The sequence below is a fragment of the Streptomyces katrae genome (assembly GCF_000966975.1).
Taxonomy (GTDB): Bacteria; Actinomycetota; Actinomycetes; order Streptomycetales; family Streptomycetaceae; genus Streptomyces; species Streptomyces katrae.
This window is the reverse complement of sequence record NZ_JZWV01000714.1, coordinates 1-10950: the sequence shown is the minus strand read 5'-3', so window position 1 is coordinate 10950 and position 10950 is coordinate 1. Positions and strand designations below refer to the sequence as shown.

Below are 10950 nucleotides of genomic sequence, written 5' to 3'. Positions count from 1 at the left end.
GCGGGTCACCGAACCGTCGACGGTCTTCTCGACCAGCAGCTGCCGGTCCGCGAAGGCCGCCACCTGGGGCAGGTGGGTGACGACGACGACCTGGGCCGTCCTGGCGAGCTTGGCCAGCCGCCGGCCGATCTCGACGGCCGCCTTGCCGCCGACGCCCGCGTCGACCTCGTCGAAGAGGTACGTGGGCACGGGGGTGGTGCCGGCGAAGACGACCTCGACGGCCAGCATCACCCGGGAGAGCTCGCCGCCGGAGGCGCCCTTGGCGATCGGGCGCGGCTGGGCGCCGGGGTGCGGGGCGAGCAGCAGCTCGACCTCGTCGGCGCCGGTGGGCCCGTAGGCGACCGGGCGGCCGCCCACCTCGACGCCGTCGGCGGCCTCCGTCTGGCGGATGTCGATGGTCACCCGGGCGTGCGGCATGGCCAGGGAGGCGAGTTCGGCGGTCACCGCGGAGGCGAACCGCTCGGCGGCCTCGGTCCGGGCGTCGGTCAGCGCCTGGGCCAGCTGCGAGAGCTCGGCGAGCAGCGCGTCCCGCTCGGCGGTCAGCTCCTCGATCCGCTCGTCGTCCCCGTCGAGCTCCAGCAGCCGTGCGGAGCCCTTCTGGGCCCATTCGAGGACGGCGTCGACGGAGTCCCCGTACTTGCGGGTCAGCTGGGTCAGTGCCGCCCGCCGCTCCTCGACGGCGGCGAGCCGCAGCGGGTCGGCGTCCAGGTCGTCGGCGTACCCGGCGAGCTCGCCGGCCACGTCGCCGAGGAGGATGCCCAGCTCGGCGATCCGGTCGGCGAGCGCGCCGAGCACCGGGTCGTGGGCGCGTACGGCCTCCAGGGCGCGGTGCGCGCCCGCGACGAGGGTGTTGGCGTCCACGCCCTCGGGGTCCTCGACGTCGCCCGCGAGGGCCGCGTGCGCGGCCTGCGCGGCGGAGGCCAGGGATTCGGCGTGTCCGAGCCGTTCGGCCTCGGCCGCCAGTTCGGCGTCCTCGCCGGGCAGCGGTTCGACGGCGGCGACCTCGTCCAGGCCGAAGCGCAGCAGGTCGGCCTCCTGCGCCCGTTCCCGGGCGCGGGTGGTGATCGTGTCCAGTTCGGCGGAGACGGCGCGCAGCCGCCGGTACGCGCCGGCGTACTTCTCCAGGGGGACGGCGACGGCGTCGCCGGCGTACCGGTCGAGGGCCTGGCGCTGGCGGGCGGGCCGCAGCAGGCCCTGCTGGTCGGTCTGCCCGTGGACGGCGACCAGGTCGTCGGCGAGCTCGGAGAGCAGGCCGACGGGGACGGAGCGGCCGCCGACGTGGGCGCGCGAGCGCCCCTCGGCGGACACGGTCCGGCTGATCAGCAGGGCGCCCTCGTCGAGCTCGGCCCCGGCCTCCTCGGCGCGCACGGCGGCGGCCGCGTCCGGGCGCAGCACGACGCGGCCCTCGACCACGGCCGCCTTGGCCCCGATCCGTACCAGGGCCGGGTCGGCGCGGCCGCCGAGCAGCAGCCCGAGGCTGGTGACGACCATCGTCTTGCCCGCGCCGGTCTCGCCGGTCACCGCGGTGAAACCGGGCGACAGCTCGACCACCGCGTCGTCGATGACCCCGAGTGACCGTATCCGCATCTCCTCAAGCACGGGACGACCATACCGAGGTTTCGCGGGTGCCATGTGACCTCACCCGCCCGGAGTTTTCCGAACGGGTGTGCTAATAGCGTGGTCCTCGGCGTCCTCAGTGCGGTGCGCCGCGCCAACCCGACACCGGCAGCGCGAACTTGGCCACGAGCCGGTCCGTGAAGGACGCGTGGTGCAGCCGGGCGAGCCGCACCGGCACCGTCCCGCGCCGGACCTCGACCCGCGCCCCGGCCGGCAGCTCCAGCGTCCGCCGGCCGTCGCACCACAGCACCCCGTGCTGGGTCCCGGTCTGCACCTCCACCGCCAGCACCGAGTGCGGCGAGGTGACCAGCGGCTTCGCGAACAGCGCGTGCGCGCTGATCGGCACCATCAGCAGCGCCTCCACCTCCGGCCACACCACCGGACCGCCCGCCGAGAAGGCGTACGCCGTCGAGCCGGTCGGCGTCGCGCAGACGATGCCGTCGCAGCCGAAGCCGGTCACCGGACGCCCGTCGATCTCCAGGACCACCTCCAGCATCCGCTCGGCGGACACCTTCTGGACGGCGGCCTCGTTCAGCGCCCAGTCCCGGTGGACCACGTCACCGTTGGTCCGTACGAGGACGTCGAGGGTCATCCGCTCCTCGACCTCGTACGCCCGGCGCACCACCCGGTCCACCACCCGGTCGAGGTCGTCGCGTTCGGCCTCGGCGAGGAAGCCGACCCGGCCGAGGTTGACGCCCAGCATCGGCACCCCCGACCCGCGCGCGAACTCCGCCCCGCGCAGCAGGGTCCCGTCCCCGCCCAGCACGATCAGCAGCTCGCACCCGGCCAGGACCTCGGGGGTGCACTCCCCGACGAGCTCCACCTCGGGCGGCAGCGGCATGTCCCGCGCCTCGTACGCGAGGACCCGCACCCCGATCCCCGACTTCAGCAGCCCGAGCACCACCAGCTCGGCGCTGCGTATGGCGGCGGGCCGCCCGGTGTGGGCGACCAGGAAGACCGTGCGCGGCCCCTCCGGCTCCCCCGCCCCCGTTTCCGCGGGAAGCCCCGCACCCTTCGAACCCGCTGACGCTGACGATGACGAATCTGTCACTGAGGCCCCTCCGCCACTGCACGGTCGACATCCCCCGGGTCGAGTGCCGGTGCCCCCGCCCGAAGCCACAGAAAGTATTCGACGTTCCCCGACGGCCCGGGCAGCGGACTCGCGGTGACCCCCAGCACACCCAGACCCAGCTTCCACGCCTGGGCGGCGACCTCCCGCACGGCCTCGGCGCGCAGCTCGGGGCTGCGCACCACGCCGCCGCTGCCGAGCCGCTCCTTGCCCACCTCGAACTGCGGCTTGACCATCAGCACCAGGTCGGCGTCCGGCGCCGTGCACCGCACCAGGGCGGGCAGCACCAGGCCGATCGAGATGAAGGACAGGTCGCCGACGACCAGGTCCACGGGGACGCCGTCGATCAGTTCGAGCGTCAGCTCGCGCACGTTCGTCCGGTCCTTGACGGTCACCCGCTCGTCGCTCTGCAGCGACCAGGCCAGCTGCCCGTAGCCGACGTCCACGGCGACCACGTGGGCCACGCCCGCGCGCAGCAGCACATCGGTGAAGCCTCCGGTCGAGGCTCCCGCGTCCAGCGCCCGGCGGCCCTCGACAGCCAGCCCCCGCGGCCGGAAGGCCGCGAGCGCGCCGGCCAGCTTGTGGCCGCCCCGGGAGACGTAGTCGGGGTCGCTGTCGTCCTTGAGGACGACGAGGGCCGCGCTGGTCTCGACCTGGGTGGCCGGCTTGGTCGCGGTGGTCCCGCCGACGGTCACCCGGCCCGCGGCGATCAGCTGGGCCGCGTGCTCCCGCGAGCGGGCCATGCTGCGGCGTACCAGTTCGGCGTCCAGGCGGCGGCGTGCCACTCCTGCCACGTTCGGTTCAGCTCCTGTTTTCGTACGGTCCGGGGACGGGCTGTGCGTCCAGCGCGTCGAGCGCCTCGCGCAGTCCCCTGTGCACATCCTCGTACACCTCGACGTGCCCGTCCGCCGCCAGGTGGTCCGCGTCCGCGAGCCGCTCCAGGTGCGCGTCGACTCCGGGGTGCCCGGTGGGGGTGCGTACGAGGCCCAGCGGCGCGGTCCCGGCGGGCTCGGCGGCGGGCTCCGTCACCGGCTCCTTCACGGGCTCCGTCTCGGGCTCCTGGGGGACGTCCGGAAGGCTCCCGGACACTTCGTCGGTCATGTCCCCGACGCTACCCCGAAGCACCGCCCCTGCCACGCACGGCTCTGCGGTACGGTCGGGGCACCATGGCTACGATCCAGGAGTGCCGCGCGGCACTCGACCGACTCTCCGACAACCTCGCGGGGGCCGACGGCGGCGTGCGCGGCGCGGCCGCCCTCGACCGCTCCCTGAGCTGCCACATCACCGACCTCGACGTGACCTTCGCCGGCCGCCTCGAAGGCGGCCGGATCCGCGTGGACGCCCTCACCCCCGGCCCGCCCCGCGCCAAGGCCGAGATCCGCCTCGCCATGTCGGGGGACGACCTGCTGGCCCTGGTCGACGGGGAGCTGAAGTTCGCCAAGGCCTGGGCCTCGGGCCGGGTCCGCCTGGAGGCCGGCTTCCGCGACCTCCTGCGCCTCAAGAGCCTGCTCTAGACCGCCGTCTTCGTCCGGGCCCGCCGCGCGGCCGGGACCACCAGCGGCGTGCCGGTCTCCGGGTCGTCGATGACCCGGCAGGGCACCCCGAACACCTCCTCCACCAGCCCGGCCGTGACCACCTCGGCCGGCGGGCCCTCGGCGACCACCACCCCGCCGCGCAGGGCGATCAGGTGCGTGGCGTAGCGGGCCGCCTGGTTGAGGTCGTGCAGCACCGCCACCAGGGTCCGGCCCTGCTCCTCGTGGAGCTGGGCGCACAGGTCGAGGACCTCCAGCTGGTGCTGGATGTCCAGGTAGGTCGTCGGTTCGTCCAGGAGCAGCAGCGGCGTCTGCTGGGCCAGCGCCATCGCGATCCAGACCCGCTGGCGCTGCCCGCCCGACAGTTCGTCCACGGCCCGGTCCGCGAGTTCGGCGACCCCGGTGGAGGCCATCGACTCCAGGACGATCCGCTCGTCCTCCGCCGACCACTGCCGCAGCAGCCCCTGGTGCGGGTACCGGCCGCGGGCGACCAGGTCGGCGACGGTGATCCCGTCGGGCGCCACCGAGGACTGCGGGAGCAGCCCCAGGGTCCGGGCCACCTGCTTCGCGGGCGTCGAGGTGATGGCCCGCCCGTCCAGCAGCACCCGCCCGGCGGTGGGCTTGAGCATCCGCGACAGGGCGCGCAGCAGCGTGGACTTGCCGCAGGCGTTGGGGCCGACGATGACCGTGAACGAGTGGTCGGGGATCTCCACCGAGAGGTTCTCGGCGATGACCCGCTGGTCGTATCCGAGGGTGACGTTCTCCGCGGTCAGCCTCTGCACCTGCGTACTCCTCGTGTCGTCGGCCGGGCCGTGCCCGTGGTCGTGCGGCGCGTCCACCGCGTGCGTCGTGCGCGTCGTTCGCGTCGTGGGGGCGGTGCCGGTCATACCCGTCCCGCCCTGCGCTCCATGACGAGCAGCCACAGCAGGTAGACACCGCCGACCAGGCCGGTGACCACGCCCACCGGCAGCTGGTCCGCGCCGAAGGCCCGCTGCGAGGCCAGGTCGGAGGCCAGCAGCAGGACGGTGCCCATCAGGGCTCCGGTCAGCAGGTTCGACCCGGGCGAACGGGTCAGCCGCCGGGCCAGCTGCGGCGCGGCCAGCGCCACGAAGCTGATCGGCCCGGCCGCCGCCGCGGCCGCCGTGGTCAGCAGGACCGCCGCCAGCATCAGCAGCATCCGGGTCCGCTCCACCGGCACGCCCAGGGCGTACGCGGCGTCGTCGCCCATCTCGATCACCCGCAGGGCCCGGCCCTGCCCGAGGACCAGCGGGAACAGCACCGCGCAGGCGGCCAGCAGCGGCCACACCTGCGCCCAGTCCCGGCCGGCCAGCGAGCCGGTGAGCCAGACCATCGCCCGGGTCGCCTCGATGAGCTGGGCCTTGGCGATCAGGTACTGGATGACGGCGACGAGGACGGCCGAGGCGCCGATGCCGACCAGCACCAGCCGGTACCCGTGGATCCCCTTCTTGTACGCGAGGAGGTACACGACGGCCCCGGTGAGCACACCGCCGACGACGGCGCCCAGCGCGACCTCGGTGGCCCCGCCCTTGAACACGGTGATCACGACGAGCGCGCCGACCGCCGAGCCGTACCCGAAGCCGAGCAGGTCGGGCGAGCCCAGCGGATTGCGCGAGACGGACTGGAAGACCGCTCCGGACATGCCGAGGGCCGCGCCGACCAGGATCGCGACGAGCACCCGCGGCAGCCGCAGGTCGTTGACGATGAAGTCGTCCGCGGGGGTGCCGTCGCCCAGCAGGGTCCGCACGACGTCCCCGGGCGCGATCTCGAAGTCGCCGGTGCCGATGAGGACGACGGCGAGCACCAGCGTCGCGGCGACGAGCAGCAGCCCGCCGAGCAGCGCGCGCGGCTCGACGCGCAGCGAGGTGGCGGCGGGACCGCGCAGGGTGCGCGGCCGGGCGGCCTTGCGGATGCGGATGTCGGTCACAGCTGGGCCATCCTCTTGCGCCGGACCAGGTAGATGAAGACGGGGCCGCCGATGAGCGCGGTGACGATGCCGACCTGGAGCTCGGCGGGCCGGGTGACGACCCGTCCGATCACGTCGGCACCGAGCAGCAGCACGGGCGACAGGACGGCCGAGTAGGCGAGCACCCAGCGCATGTCGGGCCCGGTGACCAGGCGCGCGAGGTGCGGGATCATCAGCCCGACGAAGACGATCGGCCCGCAGGCGGCGGTCGCCGCCCCGCACAGCAGGGTGATGGCGGCCATCGCCGTGATCCGGGTCCGGGTCAGGTGCGCGCCCAGCGCCCGGGCGGTGTCGTCGCCCATGGCCATCGCGTTGAGCGGGCGGCCCAGCACCAGCGCGAGCAGGGCGCCGGCCAGCAGGAAGGGGGCCACCTGGCGGACGGTGTCCATGGTGGCCGAGGCCAGCGAGCCCACCGTCCAGAAGCGGAGCTTGTCCAGGGCCTTGCTGTCCATCAGCTGGACGGCGTTGATGTAGCCGACGAGCGCCGCACTGGCCGCCGTACCGGCGAGCGCGAGGCGCACCGGGGTGGCGCTGCGGCTGCCGCCGAGGACGTAGACGGCGGCGGAGACGACGGCGGCGCCCAGGAAGGCCCACCAGACGAACTCGGTCAGCGTGCTCGCCCCGAGGAAGCTGATGGCGGAGACCACGGCCGCCGCGGCGCCCGCGTTGACGCCGAGGATCCCGGGCTCGGCCAGCGGGTTGCGGGTCAGGGCCTGCATCACCGCGCCGGACAGACCGAGTCCGAGCCCGACCATCACCCCCAGGACGGTGCGCGGGACCCGCAGGTCCCGTACGACCACGTCGTTGGTGGTGCCGCTGTAGTGGAACAGCCCGTGCCAGACGTCGGCGAGCGGCATGGCCTTGGCGCCGACGGCGATGCTGGCCACCGCGACCAGGGCCAGTGCCGCCAGGACGATCAGCAGCCCGGCGGCGCGCCTGCCGTGGCCTGGACGGGCCACGGCGGGCGCGGGCGCGCCGGACTCGGGCGCGCCGGGCTCGGTTTCGGGGGGACTCTCAGCCAACACGAAGGTTAGGCTAGCCTACCCTGCGCAGCGAATGATCCCCCGTACGGCCGAGCGCCCCCCGCTCACCACCCCAGTGCCGCCAGCGCCTTCTCCACGTCGTGCCCGTAGATCCCGTCCCCGGCGGCCGACCAGGCGGCCGCGCACAGCGCCCGCAGCCCGTCGACCGGATCGGCCTCCCCTCCCTGCCCATCCCCGGCCCGGGTCAGCTCCAGGTGCGTCCCCGCGTGGGCCGCGCTCCAGCCGCCGCACCGCCAGGCCCCGTCGCGCTCCGCCGGCTCCGGCTGCCCGGTCAGCAGCCCGCGCAGGTCCCGGTCCACGTACGTGGGCCGGTGCCGGGGCTCGGCCCGCAGCAGCTGCTCCGCGTCCGTCACCCCGGTCAGCACCAGCAGGGAGTCCACGTCCCCGTTGAACGCGCCCTCGATGTCGGTGTCCAGCCGGTCCCCCACCACCAGGGGCCGCTTCGCCCCGGTCCGCAGCACCGTCTCCCGGTGCATCGGCGGCAGCGGCTTCCCGGCCACCTGCGGCTCGGCGCCCGTCGCGATCCGTACGACCTCCACGGCGGCCCCGTTGCCCGGCGCGATCCCGCGCGCCCCCGGGATCGTCAGGTCCGTGTTCGACGCGTACCAGGGCACCCCCCGGTTGACCGCGTACGCCGCCTCCGCGAAACGCCCCCACTCCAGGCCGGGCCCGCCGTAGCCCTGGACCACCGCCGCGAGCCCCTCCTCGTCGGCGGACTCGACCGGCACCAGACCGCGCTCGCGCAGCGCGACCCGCAGCCCCTCCCCACCGATCACCAGCACCTTCGACCCCGGCTCCACCTGCTCCGCGATCAGCCGGGCCACCGCCTGCGCCGAGGTGATCACCTCGCCCGCCTCGGTCGGGATGCCCAGCTCGCACAGGTGTTCCGCGACCGCCTCCGGCGTCCGCAGCGCGTTGTTGGTGACGTACGCCAGGTGCATCCCGCCGGCCCGGGCCGCGGCCAGGGAGTCCACCGCGTGCGCGATGGCGTGCCCACCCGCGTACACCACCCCGTCCAGGTCCAGCAGGGCCGTGTCGTACGCCTCGTGCAGACTCCGCTCACTGCCCGCGGGACTGGTCCTGCTCTGCCGGGTCATCTGGCCGCTCCTCAATAACCGTTCTCGAAACGCTCGGGACTCTTGCGTTGCTTCACTTCACGCGATCGATCTTGTCCGAGTTTGCACTACCCCGTCACTCCCCCGGCCATCCCGTATCGCGAGACGGGTCTTACCATGCACCAATGACCACACCTGGCAACGCGGAGCACGGGCTGCGCCTGACCCCCTTCCACGGACTGCGTTACGTCCCGGAGCGCGTCGGCAGCCTGGCGGCGGTCACCTCGCCGCCGTACGACGTGGTCGTACGTCCCGACGGAGTCGACTACCTCGAATCCGCCGACCCGCACAACATCGTCCGGCTCATCCTGCCGCAGGCCGGCACCCCGGCCGCCCGCAACGAACAGGCCGCCCGCACCCTGAGCGACTGGCTCGCCGAGGGCGTCCTCAGCGCCGACCCGCAGCCCGCGCTCTACGTCTACGAGCAGCGCCGGGCCGGCCTGCTGCAGCGCGGCATCATCGGCGCCCTGGCCCTGTCCGCCGCCGAGGACGGCATCGTCCTGCCGCACGAGGACGTGATGCCGGACGTGGTCACCGACCGCGCGGGCCTGATGCGCGCGACTTCGGCCAATCTCGAACCCCTCCTCCTCACCTACCGCGGCGACGGCCCGGGCGCCGGCGCGGACGCGGTCGTGGAGGCCACCGCGGCCCGCGAGCCCCTGCTGTCGACGGTCACCGAGGACGGGTTCCGCCACAGCCTGTGGGCCGTCACCGACCCCGCCGAGCTGGCCGTCGTCACCTCCGACCTGGCCCACCGCCAGGCCCTCATCGCCGACGGCCACCACCGCTGGGCGACGTACCTGCGCCTCCAGGAGGAGCACGGTTCGCCGACGCCCTGGGACTTCGGCCTGGTCCTCCTCGTGGACACCGTCCGCTACCCGCTCCAGGTCCGTGCCATCCACCGGATGCTGCGCCGCCTGCCCCTCTCCGAGGCCCTGGCGAAGGCCGAGGGCTCCTTCCGGATCCGCCCGGTCGAGGGCCCGCTCCCGCTGGCCCTGGAGGCCCTCGCGGACGCCTCGGAGCGCGGCAACGCCTTCCTCCTCACCGGCGACGGCACCTTCCACCTGGTCACCGACCCGGATCCGGCCCTGATCGAGCGCACCGTCCGCCGCGACCGCCCGGAGGCCTGGCGCCGGCTGGACGCCACGGTGCTGCACGCCTCGCTGCTGGACGCCCTGTGGCAGGTCCCGGACGCCCCGGACCACATCGCGTACATCCACGACGCGGCCGCCACGGTCGCGATGGCCGAACGCCACGGCGGCACGGCCGTGCTGCTGCACCCGGTCCGCGAGGAGGTCGTCCGCGACCTGGCCCGCCAGGGCGTGACGATGCCCCGCAAGTCCACGTCCTTCGGCCCGAAGCCGGCCACCGGCCTGGTCCTGCGCAGCCTGGGCTGACCGGGGCCTTCCGTTCCGTCACTTCCCGGACGTGCGAAAGGGCGGCACCCCCGAGGGGGTGCCGCCCTTTCTCCGGCATCAGGCCCGATCAGGCCTTGTCGCGGGCCTCGCGCTCGTCGTCCCCGAGGACCACGATCTCGTCGGTGAGGTCCACGTCGGCGACGGAGTCGTCGGCCGGCTCGTACTCCTCGTCGTCCTCGTCGTAGTACTCGGTCTGGTCGGCGGCGCGCTCGGCGGCGGCCACCTCGGCCGCGTCCTCGTCCTCGTCGTCCTCGTCACCGAGGTCCTCGAGGTCCGCGTCCTCCTCCAGCGCGGCGGCGTCCACGAACTCCACGCCGTCGATCTCGGCCAGGCGGTCGGAGGCGTCGGTCGCCCCGTCCTTGTCGGCCTCGAGGGTCTTCGCGAACCACTCGCGGGCCTCGTCCTCACGGCCGGCGGCCAGGAGGGCGTCCGCGTAGGCGTACCGCAGGCGCGCCGTCCACGGCTGGACGGTGTTGGAGGCCAGCTCGGGGCTCTGCAGGGTCACGATGGCGGCGTCGAGCTCGCCCATGTCCCGGCGGGCACCGGCGGCGACGAGACGCATCTCGACCTGCCCGGCCTTGTCCAGCTTCTGCACCTCGGGCTCACCGGCCATGGCCAGCGCCCGCTCGGGCCGGCCGAGGCCGCGCTCACAGTCGGCCATGACGGGCCACAGCTCGACGGAACCGGTCATCCGCTTGGCGGCGCGGAACTCGGCGAGCGCCTCGCTGTACTTCTGCGTGGCGTACGCGGCGAAGCCGGCGGCCTCGCGCACGGCGGCGACACGGGAGGCCAGGCGCAGGGCGATGCGGGAGTAGGCGTACGCCTGCTCGGGGTCCTCGTCGATCAGCCGGGCCACCATGACCAGGTTGCGCGAGACCTCCTCGGCGAGCCCCTTGGGCAGGCTCAGGAGCTCCTGGCGCACATCGGCGTCGATCTCGTTGCCGGTGACGTCCTCGTCGATCGGAAGCCGCTTGACCGGGTCACGGTCACGGTCGGCGCGGAACTCACGGCCGCCACGGTCGTCACGGCCGCCACGGTAGCCACCGCGGTCATCGCGCCCGCCACGGTAGCCACCACGCTCGCCGCCCCGGTCGTCCCGACGCGGGTAGGAGGGACGGTCACCCCGGTCGTCACGGCGGCCGTACGAGGGACGGTCCCCGCCACGGTCGTCA

At 74.3% G+C, this 10950-nt stretch carries 11 protein-coding genes; 2 read left to right on the top strand and 9 right to left on the bottom strand.

The features are described from left to right. From recN to VR44_RS24985, 4 genes are all read right to left on the bottom strand, one after another. Nucleotides 1-1587 (bottom strand): DNA repair protein RecN (gene recN, locus VR44_RS25000; protein WP_045949839.1); only part of this gene is annotated, 1587 nt, incomplete at its 3' end. A 106-nt stretch (nt 1588-1693) separates the two neighbouring features. Continuing rightward, nucleotides 1694-2668 (bottom strand): NAD kinase, encoded by a 975-nt coding sequence (locus tag VR44_RS24995; RefSeq protein WP_281187193.1) that lies wholly within the window; start codon nt 2666-2668, stop codon nt 1694-1696. Continuing rightward, entirely contained in the window at nt 2665-3480 is an 816-nt protein-coding gene (locus VR44_RS24990) for a TlyA family RNA methyltransferase (RefSeq protein WP_045949837.1), read from the bottom strand. Before VR44_RS24990 ends, VR44_RS24995 begins: the two co-directional genes overlap by 4 nt. A 7-nt stretch (nt 3481-3487) precedes the next feature. After that, a complete protein-coding gene (locus VR44_RS24985) occupies nt 3488-3787 on the bottom strand; it encodes a hypothetical protein (protein WP_045949836.1) in 300 nt (99 codons plus the stop codon). A gap of 65 nt (nt 3788-3852) precedes the next feature. On the opposite strand from VR44_RS24985, the gene VR44_RS24980 reads away from it, so the two are divergent. Beyond that, a complete protein-coding gene (locus VR44_RS24980; protein ID WP_045949835.1) occupies nt 3853-4200 on the top strand; it encodes an SCP2 sterol-binding domain-containing protein in 348 nt (115 codons plus the stop codon). Here VR44_RS24980 and VR44_RS24975 read toward each other — a convergent pair. The 4 genes from VR44_RS24975 to VR44_RS24960 all read right to left on the bottom strand — a co-directional run bounded on the left by VR44_RS24975 (nt 4197) and on the right by VR44_RS24960 (nt 8342). After that, nucleotides 4197-5057, bottom strand: a complete 861-nt coding sequence (locus VR44_RS24975; RefSeq protein ID WP_045949842.1) for an ABC transporter ATP-binding protein — start codon at nt 5055-5057, stop codon at nt 4197-4199. The two genes, VR44_RS24980 and VR44_RS24975, sit on opposite strands and share 4 nt — an antisense overlap. Nucleotides 5058-5101: 44 nt before the next feature. Then, nucleotides 5102-6154 (bottom strand): FecCD family ABC transporter permease, encoded by a 1053-nt coding sequence (locus VR44_RS24970; RefSeq protein ID WP_094191892.1) that lies wholly within the window; start codon nt 6152-6154, stop codon nt 5102-5104. A 5-nt stretch (nt 6155-6159) separates the two neighbouring features. Further along, the gene (locus VR44_RS24965) at nt 6160-7227 is read right to left on the bottom strand and encodes a FecCD family ABC transporter permease (RefSeq protein ID WP_425424532.1); all 1068 of its coding nucleotides are present in this window, start codon (nt 7225-7227) and stop codon (nt 6160-6162) included. A 62-nt stretch (nt 7228-7289) separates the two neighbouring features. Next, nucleotides 7290-8342 (bottom strand): HAD hydrolase-like protein, encoded by a 1053-nt coding sequence (locus tag VR44_RS24960; protein WP_045949833.1) that lies wholly within the window; start codon nt 8340-8342, stop codon nt 7290-7292. Nucleotides 8343-8485: 143 nt separating this feature from the next. Here VR44_RS24960 and VR44_RS24955 point away from each other — a divergent pair, with 143 nt between their 5' ends. Then, a complete protein-coding gene (locus tag VR44_RS24955; RefSeq protein WP_045949832.1) occupies nt 8486-9757 on the top strand; it encodes a DUF1015 family protein in 1272 nt (423 codons plus the stop codon). 88 nt (nt 9758-9845) lie between these two features. On the opposite strand, the gene VR44_RS24950 is transcribed toward VR44_RS24955, so the two are convergent. Next, nucleotides 9846-10700 (bottom strand): tetratricopeptide repeat protein, encoded by an 855-nt coding sequence (locus tag VR44_RS24950; protein WP_063778964.1) that lies wholly within the window; start codon nt 10698-10700, stop codon nt 9846-9848. Nucleotides 10701-10950: the final 250 nt, after the last annotated feature.

Coding starts and splice junctions, on each gene's coding strand:
- VR44_RS24960 (WP_045949833.1), bottom strand. CDS start 8,342: ATGACCCGGCAGAGCAGGACCAGTCCCGCGGGCAGTGAGCGGAGTCTG.
- VR44_RS24985 (WP_045949836.1), bottom strand. CDS start 3,787: ATGACCGACGAAGTGTCCGGGAGCCTTCCGGACGTCCCCCAGGAGCCC.
- VR44_RS24980 (WP_045949835.1), top strand. CDS start 3,853: ATGGCTACGATCCAGGAGTGCCGCGCGGCACTCGACCGACTCTCCGAC.
- VR44_RS24955 (WP_045949832.1), top strand. CDS start 8,486: ATGACCACACCTGGCAACGCGGAGCACGGGCTGCGCCTGACCCCCTTC.